We start from the raw sequence: 19,691 nt of genomic DNA, 5'->3' as shown, positions 1-19,691 counted from the left end.
GATCATCGGTGGCTTTTTTACTACAATAGCGAACAAACAATCCTATTGAGATTTCTTATATTATGTCTACAGCTATCGTTGTATTTAGTGGCGGTCAAGACTCCACCACCTGTTTAATTCAAGCTCTTACACAGTATGAACACGTTCATTGTATTACTTTTGATTATGGCCAACGTCATAATCAAGAAATTGAAGTAGCAAAAAAAGTCGCTCTTGAGTTGGGTGCGGCCTCCCATAAAGTAATGGATGTCGGCTTATTAAATGAACTTGCTGCCAGCTCATTAACTCGCGATAACATCCCTGTGTCTCACGAACTGCAAGAAAACGGCTTACCAAACTCTTTTGTTCCGGGCCGTAATATTCTTTTCTTAACCTTGGCGGGTATCTACGCCTATCAATTAGGTGCGGAATCAGTCATTACAGGAGTATGTGAAACTGATTTTTCTGGTTACCCAGATTGTCGTGATGAATTCGTAAAATCGATCAACCAATCTCTTGTATTAGGCATGGATCGTAAGCTTAGAATTGATACGCCATTAATGTGGCTAAATAAAGCAGAAACATGGGCGCTAGCTGACAAGTATGGAAAATTAGACTATGTACGCAATCAAACATTAACCTGTTATAACGGTGTGATTGGCGATGGCTGTGGTGACTGCCCATCGTGTGACTTACGTAAGAATGGTTTAGACGACTACTTAGAAAATAAAGACGCAGTAATGGCTGATTTAAACTCTAAGATCTAAAACGAATTGGCCTTACTTTTAAGCTAATTTCGTTTAATTTAGAATTAAAAAACGCCCATCTTTAATAAGAAAGATGGGCGTTTTTCTTTTAGTTAAGATACAAAATTAATGCGAAATTCGACCTTTAATATCATGATCTATTTCTTTATTAAGTTGCTCTTCAACATAACCAGGTGAGTGTGTGCTGCCAGAAATCAATCGATACATTGCAGGAATAACAAACAACGTTACTAACGTCGCAAATGCCATACCAAAGAAAATAACCGTACCTACTGCCACTCGGCTTTCATAACCAGCACCTGTCGACATAATTAATGGAATAGCACCCGCTAATGTCGTAAATGCCGTCATTAAGATCGGACGTAAACGACGAGCAGAAGCATCAATAATCGCTTGCTCTAACTCCACGCCTTTATCACGCAGTTGGTTAGCAAACTCAACAATCAAGATCCCATTTTTAGTTACCATTCCGATCAACATGATCATACCAATCTGGCTGTAAATATTTAGCCCCTGCCCCATAATAACTAAACCAAGGAATCCACCGAATACACCCATTGGTACAGTAAACATCACAACCATAGGGTTGATAAAGCTTTCAAATTGGGCCGCTAATACAAGATAGGCAACCAGTAAAGCTAAACCAAATACCACTAAAATACTTGATTGGTTTTCTTTAAAGTCTTTTGATTCTCCTGTGTAAGCCACTGAAATGTCACTTGGTAACATTTCAATCGCTTTTGCATCTAGATAATCCAGAGCATCACCTAACGTCGCACCATCTTTTAAATTTGCAGTTAACGTTATCGATTTTTGCTTATTGGTGTGTGATAAACGAATAGCAGAGGCCACTTCATTGATTTTAGTTACCGTATCTAAAGTAACGAGATCACCTGTCGTCGTTCTCATGTAAATCTGACTTAAATCAGCTGCATTATTAAAGTTATTTTCGTCACCACGCAAGTACACGTCATACTCTTCACCACGGTCGACATAAGTTGTCTCGCTTTTACCACCAAGCATAATTTCAAGCGTATCAGAAATATCAGAGATCTTAATGCCCAGTTCTGCGGCACGATTACGATCAACAGACACCACTAATTCTGGTGTTTTCTCTGAATAATTAATATCCGCACCTTCCATTAATGGGCTGTTATTGGCATCTGCTTTTAATAGTTCACCCCATTTTTGAAGCTCTTTATAATCAGAACCGCCAAGTACAAATTGAACTGGTTCACTTGAGCCACCGCGGAAACCTGGCATCATTGGAAATACACGAGCATCAGGAATATCAGCTAAGGTCTTCCTAATTAAGCCTAAGCCCTCTTGAGCGGTTAATTCTCTATCAGCCCAATCTTCCAAGATCATAATAACGAAACCTGTTTGGTCTCCAGCATTACCGCCAAAAGCTGGAGATTGAATACTGAATGATTTTAGGAAACCTTGACCAAGTAATGGCATTAAACGCTCTTCAACAATATCCATGTTTGAGCTCATTCGGTTATAACTGGTTGCATCAGCACCACGAACAAACGCGAATAATACGCCACGGTCTTCTTGTGGTGTTAATTGCGATGGAACTTGTTGCATTAATCCGTAACTGCCACCAATACAAGCCAAAATGATAACTGGAGCTAATAAACGCCATGCTACCGCTTTACTCACCGATTTACGGTAACCTCGCTCTAGACCTGCGAATAATTTATCCACAAATATATTAAATCGATTTGGTTTTACATTGGCTTTTAAAATCTTACTGCCGAGCACTGGTGTGAGCGTCAAAGCGATCAATGATGAGAATAAGACCGACATTGCTAATAACACTGAAAACTCAGTAAATAAGAGACCAACCATGCCATCCATAAAGGAAATAGGTAAGAACACCATTACAAGCACAAGTGTCGTAGCAATAACCGCAAAGCCCACTTCTCTAGTGCCCTTATAGGCAGCTAAAAGTGGTGACTCTCCTTTTTCTAAATGATGGAAAATATTTTCAACTACCACAATGGCATCATCAACTACTAAACCAATCGACAAGATCAATGCCATCAAAGTAATAAGGTTTATCGAGAATCCAAAGTAGTACGCCGCCATAAACGACGAAATCAAAGAGACAGGAACCGTAACGGCAGGAATTAATGTTGCACGAGCTTGGCCAATAAAGATATACAGCACCAAAATAACCAAACCACCGGTAATAAAGAGTGTGCTGTAAACTTCTGAAATTGAACGATCAATAAAAACGGTAGAATCATAATCAATCGCTAAACGAGTACCTTCAGGTAGAAACTGTTGGATCTTCTCTACTTCTTCATGAACTAAATTCGCAACATCTAATGGGTTTGCATCAGATTGTGGGACAATGCCCATACTTACATTAACAACACCATCACTTTTAAAGGTCGAATTTTCGTTTTCAGCACCAATGAACACATCAGCGACATCTTTTAGATAAATTGATGTTCCATCGCTGGCGGTTTTGACAACAAGATAATTAAAGTCTTCTGCTTGGTTGTAGAGGCGCTCGGTTCGAACTGACATAACGATAGCATCATTGCGAACTTCCCCCCCTGGGCTTTCTATATTTTCAGAACGCAATGCTGCCGTAATATCTGATGCTGTCACACCGCGGCCAGCCATTAATGCGGGCTTCAACTTCACGTACATTACTTTGTAAAGACCACCAGAAATATCAACCGAGCTTACACCGGTAATCAAACTGAATCGATCAACCAATACACGTTCGGTGTAATCGGTTAATTCAGTGCGGTCCATTACGCTTGAGCTTAAATTAATGTATAGCGACGCTTCACCAGAGCCATTATTCTTAAAAACTATCGGGTCATCGGCTTCATCCGGTAAACTTCGTTGAGCACGAGCTACCGCATCACGCACATCGCTCACCCCGGTATTTAAGTCGTAACCCAAATCAAAGGTAATCGTAATGCGTGACATACTATTACGAGTAGTTGATTCGATTTCATCAATACCACTAATACCTGAAAGTTGATCTTCTAATACTGTCGTTATCTGGCTTTCAATGATCGTCGCCGATGCACCTTCATAACGAGTACTAATTGATACTACTGGGCTTTCAATATCTGGCATTTCACGTACAGCAAGTTTACTAAATGAAACCGCACCAAATACACACAACAATAAACTTAAAACAATGGCAACGACCGGCCTTTTTACTGATACATCAGACAACCACATGATTATTGTCCTTCTGAAGCAGATTGAGCAGGTTCTTTCTCAAGCTGCTTTACAACCACGCCATCACGCATATTCACTAATCCTTGAACAACGATATCTTGACCAATAGATAAGCCCGTACTAATAACAACACGGTTTTCAACACGAGCACCTAGAGTTACTTCTGTTCTCGTTACTTTATTATCTTCACCAATGACATAAACATAACGTTTAGTACCAGAGTATTCTAATGCTTGAACAGGAATGATTGGCGCATTAATCGAAGGAAAATCAACCGTTGCGGCCATCAACATCCCTGGTTTCATTTTGAAATCTTTATTTGGAAATTCAATTCGAATACGTAAGTTAAGTGTTTCAGCGTTAATTCGAGAATCAATACCAACTACTTTTCCAGTAAATACAGTAGAGCCCCATGCTTGGCTTATCGCTTCAACTTTCATTCCCGTAGATAACATAGATAGATAACGTTCAGGAATTTGTAAATCTAACTGCATCATAGATAAATTATCTAGTGTTAGTAGCTCAGTCCCTGCACTCACCATCTTCCCGCGGCTAAAATCAATGAAGCCAACCGTGCCAGCAAAAGGCGCTGAAATATGAAGATCTGCCAAATTTGCATTTGCTGCCTCTAAACGAGCTGCAGCAATATCCACACTCGCTTTTTGACCATCAATTTCCGTTTGTGTAATCGCATTCTTTTTTGCTAAACGTTGAAACTCTTTTAACTTACGCTTTTCATCATTTAAATACGCACGTGCTTCTTTTATTGAGGCACTGGCCTTATCATCATTTAATTGAACTAAAAGCTGGCCTTTCTTCACGTCTTGATTCGCTTTTATAGCAATACGATCAATTTTCCCAGAAACCTCTGGAGATATAATGACAGACTCTGCTGCCTCTAGCTTGCCAATAAGGGATAAAGACTGAGAGATCTCATGCGTTGCAACTTCTTCAGCCACAACAGCAACCGCTTGATTTCCTCTTGGTTTCTTAGCATAAGAAGGTGTTGATAAAGTGCATGCCAGTAAAACCGAAAGAGCAATAGACTTAGTTTGATTCATATTGATACTTATTATTTGAATAATTGAAATTACTTACTGACTATAGTTTACCAAGTGAAAGTACTTTTGTTCGTCAATGAATGTAAAGATGCCGCAATAAACTGTAAAAACAATTACTTCTGTATGAGCTATTTTTAGTTGATTTGTTTAAAATTGATGCTTTTTACTTCTTTTTGACGAAAAACCAATCATTTAAACCAAAAAGCAAAGAAAAGTGCTTTACAGGAAAACGAAGTTTGCTATTATTCGCTCCGAACTTGGCAAGGTCGTTGGGAAAACTCTCGCTAAGTATAAAAATCTCTCGTTGGGGGGGTTCCCGAGTGGCCAAAGGGAGCAGACTGTAAATCTGCCGCGTAAGCTTCGATGGTTCGAATCCGTCCCCCCCCACCATTATTCTTCTTGATTGTATTAACGATTAAGATAACTTGATTGCTCCGTTGGGAAACGAGTTAGTTAAGTATAAAAATCCCCGTTGGAGGGGTTCCCGAGTGGCCAAAGGGAGCAGACTGTAAATCTGCCGCGTAAGCTTCGATGGTTCGAATCCGTCCCCCCCCACCATTATTTATCTCGTAAGAGATCGAAAAGCCAATTCAGAAATGAGTTGGCTTTTTTTGTGTCTGTAAGAAATAAAACGTCGAATTTCCTCTTTTTATTACTTGCCAAAACCACTGTTCAAATATACAGTAACTTTGTTTTTCGATAATATAAATAGAGGCATTAAAATGCACATAGCACAAACTCAAAAGCAGCAAGAACCGTCTCAATGGAAAACCTGCAGCCTATGTAATAAAGAGGCTTTTTGTAATCCATCAACTAGCGTAACGATGGCGTGGATAAAAGCGGGTTTTGGACAACAAAAATGCACTTGGCGATGTGAGACTTGTCAGCCTTCTGCTAAGTTAATGAATTAACTTATCTATCAAATTAATGGTAATATCATTGTATTAAAAGATCCTTTCTTAGATTAGGATTCAAAATAAAAACAAGGACTTTAACCATCATGAAAGTAATCAGCTTCAACATAAATGGCCTTCGTGCTCGCCTTCACCAGCTTCAAGCTATCATTGATAAGCACAACCCTGACGTTATTGGTCTTCAAGAAATCAAAGTACATAACGAGATGTTTCCTGTCGAAGCCGTTGAAGCGATGGGTTACAAAGTTTACTTCCATGGACAAAAAGCGCATTACGGTGTTGCTATGCTATGTAAACAAGAGCCTATTTCTGTTCAGTACGGCTTTGATACTGATACCGAAGAACATCAAAAACGCATGATCATGACAACACATCAGCGTGAAGATGGCTCACAGTTCACTGTTATGAATGGTTATTTCCCACAGGGTGATAGCATCAAGCATGAAACTAAATTCCCGTATAAACGTCAATTCTATAAAGATTTAATGACTCATCTAAACACTCATCACAATAGCGATGAAGAGCTCATTATAATGGGCGACATTAATATCAGCCCTATTGATTTGGATATTGGTATTGGTGAGCCGAACGCAAAACGTTGGTTAAGAACGGGTAAGTGTTCATTCCAACCTGAAGAACGTGAATGGCTACAAACAGTAAAAGATTGGGGGTTTGAAGATACTTTCCGTAATCTTCATCCAGAAGTAACCGACCAATTCTCTTGGTTTGATTACCGCTCAAAAGGTTTTGTTGATAATCGCGGTCTTCGTATTGATGTTGTTATGGCAACACCAACACTCGCAGCTAAATGTACTGACGCTGGGATAGATTACGAACTACGCGGCATTGAAAAGCCTTCTGACCACGCTCCAATCTGGTCTACCTTTAAATAATAAGAAGCTCTCACCTTAATGTAAGGGAGAGCTTTTTTATTACATGATTATTGCGAATGAAAATAAGTTAACTACGATATTCATTAAATACTCTACTGAATGATCTGGATATAAAATAAAACTTATTTAAACGCGTGTTATTGAGGAAATACAATGAAATTATTCATCTTTGATCACTGTCCGTTTTGTATGAAAGCAAAAATGGTCGCAGGAATAAAAAAACTTTCTGTTGAATTTATCTATATACAAAATGATGATGTCGATACTCGTATCGAAATGGTAGGTGCTAATATGGTACCTATCCTAGAGAAAAACGATGGCAACTACATGGCTGAAAGTCTTGATATTGCTAAGTATCTAGATGAAAACGACCATTATCCAGTCATTGAGCAAGGTACTTGTGCTGATGATATTTCAGAGTGGTTAAGTAATGTTCGTCCTTTATTTAATAAATTGACCTTCCCTCGTTGGACTCAATTATATTTGCCAGAATTTGAACGTCCTGAAGCCGTTACTTGGTTTACAGAGAAAAAAGAAGCATTTCTTGAGATGAGTTTTAAAGAGGCGCTTGCTCAAAGCGATGAGTACATTACTGAACTAAGGCCTTTATTAGTTGATGTTAATTTCATTACTTTACCGTCAGAAAAAGGCAACAAGATCACTTGGGATGACATCAATTTTTTCCCATTCCTGCGTAACCTAACCGTAGTGAAAGGGTTGGATTTTCCTCCGCACATAAAGAATTACTTAGATGAGATCAGTAAACTTACTGGTGTTAATTTATTTTTTGATGTCGCTGTATAGCACTAATTTAATTCGTGGTTAGAAAGTAAAAAAGAGCACATAAAAGTGCTCTTTTTCTTCTAATTACAATTAGAACCAGCGTTGGAACCAAAGTATTTCACCATGCTCAATGAAATCAAAAGCACTCAAAAACAATGCACAAATCACGACTAATTTTACTAGCCTTACCAATAAAAATGATACGTTCATAACAATCTCCTCAAGAGTATAATCTGACCATTTACTTACTCAGATTGATATTAACAAAAAAAGAGCACATTCAGTGCTCTTTTTAATGTGTAACTCAAAGACAGTTAACTTAATGGTCTCATAAATCGTAACATGCGTGTCTCCAACTGTTTAAACACAAAAATAATGATAAACGTTAGACACATATAGAACAAACCAGCTGCAATATATGACTCAAATGGCGCATAATAGCGAGAATTAACTAATCGAGCGGCACCGGTTAAATCCATCAAGGTTACAATCCCAGCAATTGCAGAACCATGTAGCATAAAAATCACTTCATTACTGTATGCCGGTAAGGAACGTCGCAATGCACTTGGTAAAATAATGCGTTTATAAGTTTGAAATTGGCTCATACCATAAGCCTTAGCAGCTTCAATTTCACCTTGCGGTAACCCATTAATTGAACCCCGAACAATTTCAGATGTGTATGCTCCTGTATTTAATGCAAAAGCAACCAAAGCACAGAAAGAGGCATGCTCCCATACCGTGTCTTTCACTGGATAAAATTGATCCATCCCGTAGTAGATAAGGTACAACTGGATTAGTAAAGGTGTTCCTCGAAAGAAATAAATATAAGCCCAAGCTGGAACCCAAATTAATGGATTAGTGCTGTTCCTTGCTATCGCAGAAGGTACTGCAATACACAACCCAATAACCAAAGAAAGCGCGACCAACCAAACTGTAGTCCAAAGCCCCTCTAAATAAACAGGTAGGCTCTCAATAATAATTGAAAAATCCATGCTTACCTCATATGAATACTAAATTTACGCTCAACTAGCTTTAGCGCACCAGTAGATATTGCGGTGAATAATAAGAAGATACAAGCAACGGTCATATAAAAAGTAAACGGCATTTTCGTTGTACCTGCTGCCATTGAGCTAACACGAACCATATCTTCTAACCCAATAATTGAAACTAATGCGGTTGTTTTTAATAACACTAACCAGTTATTACCAAAACCCGGTAACGCATGCCTAATCATCTGTGGAAATAAAATACGACGAAATGCCATTGGACCACTCATTCCATACGCTTTTGCGGCTTCCATTTCACCACGATCTACTGCCATTATCGCACCACGAAATGTTTCTGCCATATAGGCACCAAAAATGAAACCAATAGTAAGCACGCCAGCAATAAAAGGACTGATTTCAACATAATCAGGAAGGTAAGAAATCCACTCATGATCTGGATTTGAATTCGTCATCCATTCATTTATCCATTCATTTGTGGCATATAAACCATTATTCAGCAGCATCTGACCGCCAAAAAATAACAACATCATTAAGACAAGATCTGGGATCCCACGAACGACAGTAGTATAAAGTGTCGCAATAGATCGAGCCCAGCGATAAGGTGCCAGTTTAGCTAATGCACCTAGCAATCCTAAACACACTGCTAAAACGAGAGATAACAACGCAACTTGTAATGTAACCAATGCGCCCTCTAAAATAGAGGACTCGTATCCTTGTAAATCTAACATACTGCTTCCAAGCTCTTGCTTTCATATTAGAAAATAATACCAACCCGCAATAAATTGCTAATTCATGACATGGTTTAAATCGGTATTAAAAGAGACAATATCAGCTCTATTGCCTCTTTTACGTAAACTAACGGTGTTTATTTATTCACCATATACATCGTAGTTAAAGTATTTCGCGGCAATTTCTTGATAAATGCCTTTTTCACGTAATGAATCAATTGCTGCGTTTAATTGGTTCGTTAAGTCTTTATCTTGCTTACGAGTTGCGATACCAAAGCCATCACCAAACCATTTTGGATCGGTTAATGAAGGACCAACAAACTCATACTCTTTACCGCCTGGCTTGTTTAATAAGCCTTCTTCAAGTGCTGACGCATCACCAAGAACAGTATCAATGCGACCTGCTTTAAGATCTAAGTATGCTTCATCAAATGAGCCATAACGTTTAAGATCAACGCCCTTACCAAAGTTATCTGTTAAGTATCTATCATGCGTTGTAGCACGTTGAACACCCACCGTTACTCCCTTAAGGCCCTCTTTTGTCATTACTAAATCTGTCCCTTTTTTAGCTACAAATTTATTTGGGATAAGTGCGTATTTTTCAGTAAAATCAATTTTCTTTTTACGCTCTTCAGTAATAGACATTGCCGCTATAATAGCATCGTATTTACGCGCTAATAGTGATGGAATAATGCCATCCCAATCTTGAGCAACGATCTTACAACGAGCTTCCATTTCTTTACATAATGCGTTAGCGATATCAACATCAAAGCCTTTTAATTCACCAGATGGCTCTGTCCAACTAAAAGGAGGGTAAGCACCCTCAATACCAAATCGAATTTGCTTCCATTCTTTTGCTTGAGCTGCGCCAGTGACGGCTGTAGATGCAATAACTGCTGCTAATAACCACTTTTTCATTTCCTTGCTCCTGTAACTAACTTAATTATTATTATCTATACTTATTAATATTTTTAACTGTGTCATGTTGCGATAGTACTCATCTTACCAATTTAATAAATCGATGAAATAAATTGTTGTAACCGTTCAGATTCTGGATTGGTAAATAACGTTGCTGGATCACCCTGCTCTTCCACTAATCCTTGATGTAAAAACATAACATGATTGGATACATCACGTGCAAATGCCATTTCATGAGTAACCACCAACATGGTACGACCATCTTCAGCAAGATCTCTCATTACACCAAGAACCTCTCCGACCAACTCAGGGTCTAGTGCCGAGGTTGGTTCATCAAATAGCATAACTTCTGGATCAACCGCTAATGCTCTTGCGATTGCTGCTCGTTGCTGTTGACCACCAGATAGGTGCCCAGGGTAATAATCTCTGCGTTCATATAACCCGACTTGTTTTAATATTTGTTCTGCTTTTTCAATCGCTTCTGCTTTAGGCACACCTAAAACGTGCACTGGTGCTTCAATTACATTTTGTAATACAGTCATATGAGACCATAAATTAAAACCTTGAAATACCATCGCAAGACGAGAGCGGATTCGTTGAACTTGTTTTTCATTAGCAGGAACGGACTCACCTGAACGACTATTCTTCATATCAATGAGTTCGCCATTTACCCAAATCTCACCTTTAGTTGGTGTTTCGAGTAAATTAATACAACGAAGGAAGGTACTTTTACCCGAACCAGATGATCCAATAATAGAAATCACGTCACCTTTATTTGCTTCTAAAGAAATGCCTTTTAATACTTCATTTTGTCCAAAGTTTTTATGTAAGTCTTTCACCTCTAGCGCGACTACATCCTTCATGCGCCATAACTCCTAATTTAGTAAGTATTGTTATAATATTGAAAACTTAAATACAAACAAAACATAACACCGAGCAACCAAAGTAGCAACAAATCATCAACTAAATATGACATGTGAAACACTTAATTATAAAAATTAGAATCTTCAAATCCATTACTATAATTTGATTTTAATGAAATTAAATTACAGCTTTTTATCTAATCACAGAAAAAAACACAGGAAACTGTCATTTTATTTCACTAAATAACATAAAATGATCGAGATCAATCACCTTTGAAACATATCTGATAAGCTTAAAGTGTTAGTTAAAAACAAGGTAAACCATTACCTACTTTGCAATTTCGATATAAATATATCAAAATCCGTAACGGTATATAAAATAGGACTGCTAAGTCAGTTTCGTTAGATGATTAACGACTTTTTATAGACATTAATATCACAAATTAATCATATTCGTATAATGATAAACAGAACTTAAAACTAAACAGTTTTACATTTCCTATCATTACAAAGGACATCAGCTCGTGAAAAAAGAATACAACCAATTCGATGCTATTATTCCACCGGACATGGCAAAAAAAGCCGAAGACGTGGGTACTTATAAAGCAACTAAAGCGCCATTCCAGTCTTTCTACCTTGCTATTACTGCAGGTGTTTTTATCTCTATCGCTTTTGTTTTTTACATTACCGTAACAACAGGTGCTGGTGATGCTCCTTGGGGAATGGTTAAATTTGTTGGGGGCTTGGCTTTTAGCTTAGGTCTTATTCTTGTTGTAATCTGTGGTGGTGAACTATTTACTTCATCAGTATTAACTACCGTTGCAAGAGCAAGCAATAAAATTACGACTAGCCAATTATTAAAAAACTGGTGCGTTGTTTATTTTGGTAACTTTATTGGCGCAATGTTTTTTGTTGCTATGATTTGGTTTGCTAAAATGCATTTACTTGATAATGGCCAGTGGGGCCTTACCGCAATGAAAGTAGCGCAACACAAGCTGCACCACACTTTTGGTCAAGCGGTAATTTTGGGCACTTTATGTAATCTAATGGTTTGTTTAGCTACTTGGATGACATTCTCTTGCCGTAGCAATTCAGATAAAGTTCTAGTGATGCTACTTCCTGTTGCGATGTTCGTCGCTGCTGGTTTTGAGCACAGTATTGCAAATATGTTTATGGTCCCATTAGGTATCGCCATTCATGCTTTTGCTAGCCCTGAATTTTGGACAGCAATCAATGTTGACCCATCTGTATTTGCAGACTTGACCATTGGTAACTTTGTTGCGAATAATTTGATTCCAGTGACTATCGGTAACATTATTGGTGGCGCTGTTTTAGTCGGCATGACTTACTGGAATATTTATTTAAAACCAGATGCTCGTCACTAATTTTGAATGATTGAAGCTGGTGATACGTCACATTAATGCTCTATTTTACTATAATGTATGCTATTAAATTTAGAGTTTCATCCCAGCGTTAAGTCAGTGTTACTATAATACTTCGGGAGTAGCGTCAACCGCTACTCCAGTTTTATTAAAAAAGTTTAATGTTTATTGATTTAGTTTAAGGTTTACAAAAAAAGTTTAAGCTATGATTGAAAAATAGAACGATTAGTCGCAATATGAATGCTTATAAATTAGATTTATAACCATCCATATTGTAATTAAGTATAGAGTGTACTATTTGCCCATACGGGTTGTGGTCTATTCATAAACCACTTAAATAGTACGTATTTTTTCTACTAAGAAAGGTAGGTATATCATGGCAGAGCAATTTGCTAAAGCTTGGACAGGTTTTGCAGACGGTGAGTGGCAAAACGAAGTTAACGTTCGCGATTTCATCCAAAAGAACTATACACCTTATGAAGGTGATGAAGAATTCCTAGTTTCTGAAGGCACTGAAGCAACTAACAAGCTTTGGGCTAAAGTAATGGTAGGCATTAAGCAGGAAAACGCAACTCATGCGCCTGTTGATTTTGATACTTCTGTTATCTCTACTATCACTTCTCATGATGCTGGCTACATTGAAAAAGACCTAGAAACAATTGTTGGTCTTCAAACTGAAGCTCCTCTAAAACGTGCAATCATCCCTAATGGTGGTGTTCGCATGGTTGAAGGTTCTTGTAAAGCATACGATCGCGAACTTGATCCTATGGTTTCAAAAATCTACTCTGAATACCGTAAAACACACAATGCTGGTGTTTTCGATATCTACACTAAAGACATTCTAAACTGTCGTAAATCAGGTGTTCTAACTGGTCTTCCTGATGCATACGGCCGTGGTCGTATCATTGGTGATTACCGTCGTGTTGCACTTTACGGTATTGATTTCCTAATCAAAGACAAACTAGCTCAATTCGCTTCTTTACAAGAACGTTTTGAAAAAGGCGAAGATCTAACAGCAACAATGCAACTTCGTGAAGAAATTGCTGAGCAACACCGTGCTCTAGGTCAAATCAAAGTTATGGCAGCTAAATACGGCTGTGATATCTCTGAGCCAGCTCAAACAGCTCAAGAAGCAATTCAGTGGACTTACTTCGGCTACCTAGCTGCTGTTAAATCTCAAAATGGTGCAGCAATGTCTCTAGGTCGTACTTCGACTTTCCTAGACATCTACATCCAACGTGATATCGACGCAGGTCTTCTAACTGAAGAACTAGCTCAAGAAATGATCGATCACTTCGTAATGAAGCTACGTATGGTTCGTTTCCTACGTACTCCTGAATACGATGAATTGTTCTCTGGTGACCCAATCTGGGCTACAGAATCTATGGGTGGTATGGGTCTTGACGGTCGTACACTAGTTACACGTACTAACTTCCGTTTCCTAAACAGCCTATACACTATGGGTCCTTCTCCTGAGCCAAACATCACGGTTCTTTGGTCTGAGCAACTGCCTGTAGGCTTCAAACGTTTCTGTGCGAAGGTATCTATCGATACGTCTTCTATCCAGTACGAAAATGATGACCTAATGCGTCCTGATTTATCATCAGATGACTACGCAATCGCTTGTTGTGTATCTCCAATGATCGTTGGTAAGCAAATGCAGTTCTTCGGTGCTCGTGCTAACCTTGCGAAAACAATGCTTTACTCTATCAACGGCGGCGTTGATGAGAAACTGAAAATCCAAATTGGTCCTAAAGAAGCACCAATGACAGATGAAGTTCTTGATTACGCTAAAGTAATGGATCGTCTAGATCACTTCATGGATTGGTTAGCAACTCAATACGTTACAGCATTGAACTCTATCCACTACATGCACGACAAATACAGCTACGAAGCGTCTCTAATGGCTCTTCATGACCGTGACGTACGTCGTACAATGGCGTGTGGTATTGCTGGTCTTTCTGTTGCAGCCGATTCACTATCTGCAATCAAATACGCGACAGTTAAACCAATTCGTGACGAAAACGGCATCGCTATCGATTTCGATATCGAAGGTGATTACCCTAAATTTGGTAACAACGACGCTCGCGTTGATGATATCGCATGTGAACTAGTTTCTACGTTCATGGGTAAAATCCGTAAGCTTACTATGTACCGTAATGCTATCCCTACTCAATCTATCCTTACTATTACATCTAACGTTGTATACGGTAAGAAAACTGGTAACACACCAGATGGTCGTCAAGCAGGTGCTCCTTTTGCTCCTGGTGCTAACCCAATGCACGGCCGTGATGAGAAAGGTGCTGTAGCATCACTAACATCAGTAGGTAAACTACCGTTTGCTGATGCACAAGATGGTATCTCTTACACATTCTCTATCGTTCCTAACGCACTAGGTAAAGATGATGACAACCGTCGTTCTAACCTTGCTGGCCTAATGGATGGTTACTTCCACCACGAAGCTAACGTAGAGGGTGGTCAACACCTTAACGTAAACGTTCTTAACCGTGAAACTCTAGAAGACGCAGTTAAGCACCCAGAGAACTACCCACAACTAACTATCCGTGTTTCTGGTTATGCTGTGCGTTTTAACTCTCTAACTACTGAACAACAAAAAGACGTTATCGCACGTACTTTCACTGAAACTCTATAATTTCAGCGTTAATTAAGTAGTATTAAGCCCTGCCATTTTGGTGGGGCTTTTTTTTATTTCTAATTTCCTCTTAATTCCCCCTCATTTCTCTAAGGTTTACCCTACTTAATTACCTCAAAGTGTAATAAAATGGCCACATAATTATAGCTCGGAGAAATGTCGTCATGTCTGTAGGTCGTATTCACTCTTTTGAATCTTGTGGTACCGTTGATGGTCCTGGTATTCGCTTTATCATCTTTTTACAAGGCTGCTTAATGCGTTGTATGTATTGCCATAACCGCGATACTTGGGATACACACGAAGGTAAAGAAGTTACTGTTACAGAATTAATTGAAGAAGCCAAAAGCTATCGTCATTTTATGAAAGCATCTGGCGGCGGCATCACGTGTTCTGGTGGTGAAGCCATGCTTCAACCTGAGTTTGTTCGTGATTTTTTCCGTGCTGCACAAGCAGAAGGTATGCATACCTGTTTAGACACGAATGGCTATATTCGCAAACATACTGATGTTATCGATGAAGTATTAGAAGCTTCAGATCTTGTTATGCTTGATCTAAAGCAAATGAAAGATGATGTTCATAAAGAATTCATTGGTGTATCTAATGCTCGCGTTCTCGATTTCGCTCGCTATTTACACAAAATCGGTCAAAAAACATGGATCCGTTACGTTATTGTTCCTGGCTATACTGATGATGAAGAATCTGCACACCTACTTGGTGAGTTCATTAAAGATATGGATAACATTGAGAAAATTGAATTGCTTCCATACCATCAATTAGGTGCACATAAATGGGAAGCGATGGGGTACGATTACCCTCTCGAAGGCGTGAATCCACCGTCTAAAGAAACAATGGAAAAAATGGTAGAAATCTTAAGTCAATATAACAGTAACGTTAAATACTAAATCTTTTACTTCATCCTAAATTTATTCTAAATGCCCGAGTATCGGGCATTTTTATTGGAAATAATCATGTATCAATTAAGCTTTTCATTAAAAGAATTCCTTGCTGAATATTGGCAGAAAAAACCCGTCATTATTAAAGGTGGTTTTGAAAACTTCCAAGACCCTGTAACCCCTGAAGAATTAGCTGGTTTAACATTAGAAAGCGACGTTGATTCACGCTTTGTTTCTAACTTAAATAACGAATGGAAAGCAGAACACGGTCCATTAACCGAAGAATTATTTGATACGCTTGGTGAAACCAACTGGTCTATTATCGTCCAGGCGGCTAACCACTGGCATGAAGGGGCGGCAGAACTGTTTAAACCGTTTAAACAAATGCCAAATTGGTTATTTGATGACATTATGATCAGCTATTCTGTACCGGATGGTGGTGTCGGTCCTCACATTGATCAATACGATGTATTTATCATTCAAGGTCAAGGTAAGCGTCACTGGCGTGTTGGTGATATTGGGGAGTACGAAGAAGAGCATCGTCATGGTGCACTAAAGCAAATCACAGGATTTGACCCTATTATTGATCAAATTTTAGAACCTGGTGATATTCTTTATATCCCACCAGGCTTTCCACATGACGGTTACGCACTAGAACCATCAATGAGCTATTCAGCAGGCTTTCGCTCTCCAAAAGAACAAGAGCTAGTGAGTAACTTTGCGGATTTCATTATTGAAAATGAAAAAAATGATGTGCATTACCATAATCCAGATCTTCAGGCGCAAACTCACGGCACTGAAATTACAACACAGAGCTTTGAAGACTTAAAAGCCATGATGTTAAATGCAATGTCTGATGAACAAAGCCTTAAGCAATTTATGGGAGAGTATTTAAGTAACTCTCGTCACCATTTAAATATTCTGCCGGATACTGAAAAGTGGACAACAGAAGAATTATTAGCTTATCTACAATCCGGTCAAGCTCTGATTAAAGTGGCAGGTGTTCGCGCTTTTTATCACGAAGAAGAAGCATGTGAAGATAACATGACACTTTATATTGATGGTGAGAGCTATGTGTTCCCACTAACAGTAAAAGAGGATGTGATTGCCTTATGTGAATCATCAGAATTTACACTGTTTGATATTGAGAACTTACTGCAAGATCCGCATTCAGTAGCTAACCTGCTGCAATTTGTCAATACAGGTTACTGGTTCGTAGAATCAGATGAAGACGAAGACGAAGAATAACAATTACTTCACGAATCTGATTTTTATACTAATGTAATTAATTATACAGATTAAACAACAACGCCCATGAATTTAACTCCATGGGCGTTTTATTTTCATCGTTTAAACTTTAAATTGTGACATCAACTCTTTTTGCTGAGTAGATAAAGACGAAAGCTCCAACCCTACTACTTCGCCTGAATTAGCTTGCTCTAGCATCTTCTGGCTTGAATCTCTAATATTGCTGACACTTTGGTTTACTTCATTAGATACCGCTTGTTGCTCTTCTGCTGCCCTTACAATCTGCATATTCATATCTTGTATCGTTACCACCGCATCACTGATTTGCTGCAAACTTTCTACTGATAATTTAATGGTTGATGCTCCATCTAAAGCTATCGTATTTCCTTCGGTTATTGCAGAAACTACTGATTTAGTTCCTGATTGCAACTGATCAATAACCGTACGGATCTCATCAACAGAATCCCCAGTACGACTCGCTAGTTGACGAACTTCGTCAGCCACAACAGCAAACCCTCGTCCTTGTTCACCTGCTCGTGCTGCTTCAATGGCTGCATTCAATGCTAATAAATTTGTTTGCTCTGAAATACCTTCGATAACCGATAAAATCGTCGTAATATTAATGCTATTACTTTCTAATTCTTGAGCTACGGGAACCGCTTTTTCCATATTAGCGACTAAAGATTGGATCACTGATTCAGTCGTTAGTATTAACTCTTTTCCTTGCTTTGATGCTGATTCCGCTTGTTTAGCCGCATCCGCAGCCAAAGTAGAGTGATCAACCACTAAGCTTGCTGTTTGAGTTAACTCTTCAACAGCAGTAGCAACCATATCTACTTCTTTAAATTGAACATCACTCCCTTCTTTAGACTTACTTGCTATAGCACTGGAGCGTGCAGCCACATTAGATAATTCATCGCTACTTTGTGCTACATCTTTAATTGTAAATTGCAGTTTTTCTAAGAAAGCATTAAACCAATGTGCCAATTGTCCTACTTCATCATTACTTTGTATAACCAAACGTTGGGTTAAATCCCCTTCACCAGAAGCAATATCTTTTAAGCGTGCCGCAACTAATGAAATAGGCCTCACAATCTGTTTCGTTGCAAACCATAAAGCAATCAGAACCAACAAGGTCAACCCTAGACCTGCACCGGCCTGCATAAATAAGAATTCGTTCCCTTGCTCTATAAGTAGCTGATCTAATTTTTCAGCATCAGAAAAAACGGTACCTCTATTTACTTCAATAATGACTCCCCAATATTGAGATTTTAAATTAATTGGTACAAAGACAAATAACTTCTCTTGATTAGCTGACCATATTAATTGTTCGGTTCCTTGTGATATCCAAGCAGGCACAGAGGATAGTGTGCCGTCATGTGTATCTAAACTCTGCCCAAAAGAGGCCTCTTTCTGGTCGGATAAAATCAGTTGTCCTTTACTATTAACAACATAGATAGCCCCTTTCCCATTGAATATGGCTTTATCCGCTTGAGTTATTAATCCCGATATTCGAGCAATATCAAGATCAATACCGACCATTCCAATAGTTTCATCTCCTTTGATTAATGGTGCCGTAATAGAGCTAATCAACCTTGTTATTCCATCACTTTCATAATAATAAGGGTCCATAATACATAATCGGCTTTCTTTTAAACTACAGGTAAACCAATAATTAGTGGCATCGCCGTTAGATTTTACGGTTGTATTACCTAACTCTTTCTCTGTAAAGATACGCATTTGAGCAACGTCATTGACCGATTTAAACCAATAAGGAGCAAAGCGCCCTACTTTATTTGAACTCGCATACCCTGCATCATGATAATTAAAATCTTCTCCATCTAACATATCAGGTAAATAGGTAATGTAAGTACCATAGATATTTGAATATTGCTCAACTGGCCGTTTCATCATCTCACTTAAGGACTCACGTAAATCACTACTGTCCATAAAAGTATCTTCTGCACTTTTTTGAAAGAACTGAGCACTCTCTGCAAGCATCTCAGCTCGATAAATAGCTTCATCTAAATACGTTTGAATTTGTTTGGATTGATTTTTTGCTTCTGCCATTAACAATGTTTGAGTTTGATAGATCACAGAATCTGATGTTTGTTTCTGAACAATTTTTTGATTTTCAATTGATGAATAAATTGAAAATCCAATAAGTGACGTAGCAAGGGTGATAAGTCCAATAGCTGCGGCTATGGTTATCTTCCATTGAAGTGAAAGTGACTGCATATAATATCCTTCTAATATGACTTCATGACCTATTTATTTTCTAGTGAGGTTAATCCCGATAAGTTGTTACTCAGGCACTTATGTTGGCTGATAGTAAAACACTAGATAAAATCTTATAGTTATGTATCGACAACTTGTAAAAAACATT

The 19,691-nt window shown here is 38.4% G+C and carries 15 protein-coding genes and 2 tRNA genes; 10 read left to right on the top strand and 7 right to left on the bottom strand.

Going from position 1 to position 19,691, the window contains the following annotated elements:
- Positions 1-62 precede the first annotated feature (62 nt).
- A complete protein-coding gene (gene queC, locus A6E03_RS14010; RefSeq protein WP_065592453.1) occupies positions 63-746 on the top strand; it encodes a 7-cyano-7-deazaguanine synthase QueC in 684 nt (227 codons plus the stop codon).
- 105 nt (positions 747-851) lie between these two features.
- Here the strand turns inward: queC and vexH are convergent, their stop codons facing one another.
- Positions 852-3,962, bottom strand: coding sequence for a vibriobactin export RND transporter permease subunit VexH (vexH, locus tag A6E03_RS14005; protein WP_065592452.1), 3,111 nt, complete (start codon positions 3,960-3,962; stop codon positions 852-854).
- A 2-nt stretch (positions 3,963-3,964) separates the two neighbouring features.
- Complete coding sequence (locus A6E03_RS14000) at positions 3,965-5,023, bottom strand: efflux RND transporter periplasmic adaptor subunit (RefSeq protein ID WP_065601096.1); 1,059 nt, start codon at positions 5,021-5,023, stop codon at positions 3,965-3,967.
- A gap of 306 nt (positions 5,024-5,329) precedes the next feature.
- On the opposite strand from A6E03_RS14000, the gene A6E03_RS13995 reads away from it, so the two are divergent.
- The 5 genes from A6E03_RS13995 (at position 5,330) to grxB (ending at position 7,634) form a co-directional block, all read left to right on the top strand.
- Positions 5,330-5,413: transfer RNA gene (locus A6E03_RS13995), tRNA-Tyr, on the top strand.
- Between the two features lie 84 nt (positions 5,414-5,497).
- A tRNA-Tyr gene (locus A6E03_RS13990) sits at positions 5,498-5,581 on the top strand.
- A 164-nt stretch (positions 5,582-5,745) separates the two neighbouring features.
- Positions 5,746-5,934, top strand: a complete 189-nt coding sequence (locus A6E03_RS13985) for a hypothetical protein (protein WP_065593001.1) — start codon at positions 5,746-5,748, stop codon at positions 5,932-5,934.
- Between the two features lie 89 nt (positions 5,935-6,023).
- Positions 6,024-6,830, top strand: coding sequence for an exodeoxyribonuclease III (gene xthA / locus A6E03_RS13980; protein ID WP_065593000.1), 807 nt, complete (start codon positions 6,024-6,026; stop codon positions 6,828-6,830).
- A gap of 153 nt (positions 6,831-6,983) precedes the next feature.
- Entirely contained in the window at positions 6,984-7,634 is a 651-nt protein-coding gene (gene grxB / locus A6E03_RS13975; RefSeq protein WP_065601095.1) for a glutaredoxin 2, read from the top strand.
- A 293-nt stretch (positions 7,635-7,927) separates the two neighbouring features.
- Here the strand turns inward: grxB and A6E03_RS13970 are convergent, their stop codons facing one another.
- The 4 genes from A6E03_RS13970 to A6E03_RS13955 all read right to left on the bottom strand — a co-directional run bounded on the left by A6E03_RS13970 (position 7,928) and on the right by A6E03_RS13955 (position 11,129).
- A complete protein-coding gene (locus A6E03_RS13970) occupies positions 7,928-8,605 on the bottom strand; it encodes an ABC transporter permease (RefSeq protein ID WP_065592998.1) in 678 nt (225 codons plus the stop codon).
- Positions 8,606-8,607: 2 nt separating this feature from the next.
- The gene (locus A6E03_RS13965) at positions 8,608-9,348 is read right to left on the bottom strand and encodes an ABC transporter permease (RefSeq protein ID WP_065592997.1); all 741 of its coding nucleotides are present in this window, start codon (positions 9,346-9,348) and stop codon (positions 8,608-8,610) included.
- Positions 9,349-9,489: 141 nt separating this feature from the next.
- Positions 9,490-10,266 (bottom strand): ABC transporter substrate-binding protein, encoded by a 777-nt coding sequence (locus A6E03_RS13960; RefSeq protein WP_065592996.1) that lies wholly within the window; start codon positions 10,264-10,266, stop codon positions 9,490-9,492.
- Between the two features lie 92 nt (positions 10,267-10,358).
- Entirely contained in the window at positions 10,359-11,129 is a 771-nt protein-coding gene (locus A6E03_RS13955; protein ID WP_065592995.1) for an ABC transporter ATP-binding protein, read from the bottom strand.
- A 569-nt stretch (positions 11,130-11,698) separates the two neighbouring features.
- Here A6E03_RS13955 and focA point away from each other — a divergent pair.
- The 4 genes from focA to A6E03_RS13935 all read left to right on the top strand — a co-directional run bounded on the left by focA (position 11,699) and on the right by A6E03_RS13935 (position 17,305).
- The gene (focA, locus tag A6E03_RS13950) at positions 11,699-12,514 is read left to right on the top strand and encodes a formate transporter FocA (protein ID WP_065593004.1); all 816 of its coding nucleotides are present in this window, start codon (positions 11,699-11,701) and stop codon (positions 12,512-12,514) included.
- A gap of 373 nt (positions 12,515-12,887) precedes the next feature.
- Positions 12,888-15,164, top strand: a complete 2,277-nt coding sequence (pflB, locus tag A6E03_RS13945) for a formate C-acetyltransferase (protein WP_065592994.1) — start codon at positions 12,888-12,890, stop codon at positions 15,162-15,164.
- 164 nt (positions 15,165-15,328) lie between these two features.
- Positions 15,329-16,066: a pyruvate formate lyase 1-activating protein gene (gene pflA / locus A6E03_RS13940; protein WP_065592993.1), complete on the top strand. Its 738-nt coding sequence runs from the start codon at positions 15,329-15,331 to the stop codon at positions 16,064-16,066.
- 66 nt (positions 16,067-16,132) lie between these two features.
- On the top strand, positions 16,133-17,305 hold the full coding sequence (locus A6E03_RS13935; RefSeq protein WP_065601094.1) for a cupin domain-containing protein: 1,173 nt from the start codon (positions 16,133-16,135) through the stop codon (positions 17,303-17,305).
- 102 nt (positions 17,306-17,407) lie between these two features.
- Here A6E03_RS13935 and A6E03_RS13930 read toward each other — a convergent pair whose 3' ends face one another.
- Positions 17,408-19,543, bottom strand: a complete 2,136-nt coding sequence (locus A6E03_RS13930) for a methyl-accepting chemotaxis protein (RefSeq protein WP_065601093.1) — start codon at positions 19,541-19,543, stop codon at positions 17,408-17,410.
- Between the last annotated feature and the right edge of the window lie 148 nt (positions 19,544-19,691).

This window comes from Aliivibrio sp. 1S128 (assembly GCF_001691065.1).
Lineage (GTDB): Bacteria > Pseudomonadota > Gammaproteobacteria > Enterobacterales > Vibrionaceae > Aliivibrio.
Note: the sequence above shows the minus strand (reverse complement) of the source record. Positions and strands in the feature narration are given on the sequence as shown.

Coding starts and splice junctions, on each gene's coding strand:
- queC (WP_065592453.1), top strand. CDS start 63: ATGTCTACAGCTATCGTTGTATTTAGTGGCGGTCAAGACTCCACCACC.
- vexH (WP_065592452.1), bottom strand. CDS start 3,962: ATGTGGTTGTCTGATGTATCAGTAAAAAGGCCGGTCGTTGCCATTGTT.
- A6E03_RS14000 (WP_065601096.1), bottom strand. CDS start 5,023: ATGAATCAAACTAAGTCTATTGCTCTTTCGGTTTTACTGGCATGCACT.
- A6E03_RS13985 (WP_065593001.1), top strand. CDS start 5,746: ATGCACATAGCACAAACTCAAAAGCAGCAAGAACCGTCTCAATGGAAA.
- xthA (WP_065593000.1), top strand. CDS start 6,024: ATGAAAGTAATCAGCTTCAACATAAATGGCCTTCGTGCTCGCCTTCAC.
- grxB (WP_065601095.1), top strand. CDS start 6,984: ATGAAATTATTCATCTTTGATCACTGTCCGTTTTGTATGAAAGCAAAA.
- A6E03_RS13970 (WP_065592998.1), bottom strand. CDS start 8,605: ATGGATTTTTCAATTATTATTGAGAGCCTACCTGTTTATTTAGAGGGG.
- A6E03_RS13965 (WP_065592997.1), bottom strand. CDS start 9,348: ATGTTAGATTTACAAGGATACGAGTCCTCTATTTTAGAGGGCGCATTG.
- A6E03_RS13960 (WP_065592996.1), bottom strand. CDS start 10,266: ATGAAAAAGTGGTTATTAGCAGCAGTTATTGCATCTACAGCCGTCACT.
- A6E03_RS13955 (WP_065592995.1), bottom strand. CDS start 11,129: ATGAAGGATGTAGTCGCGCTAGAGGTGAAAGACTTACATAAAAACTTT.
- focA (WP_065593004.1), top strand. CDS start 11,699: ATGGCAAAAAAAGCCGAAGACGTGGGTACTTATAAAGCAACTAAAGCG.
- pflB (WP_065592994.1), top strand. CDS start 12,888: ATGGCAGAGCAATTTGCTAAAGCTTGGACAGGTTTTGCAGACGGTGAG.
- pflA (WP_065592993.1), top strand. CDS start 15,329: ATGTCTGTAGGTCGTATTCACTCTTTTGAATCTTGTGGTACCGTTGAT.
- A6E03_RS13935 (WP_065601094.1), top strand. CDS start 16,133: ATGTATCAATTAAGCTTTTCATTAAAAGAATTCCTTGCTGAATATTGG.
- A6E03_RS13930 (WP_065601093.1), bottom strand. CDS start 19,543: ATGCAGTCACTTTCACTTCAATGGAAGATAACCATAGCCGCAGCTATT.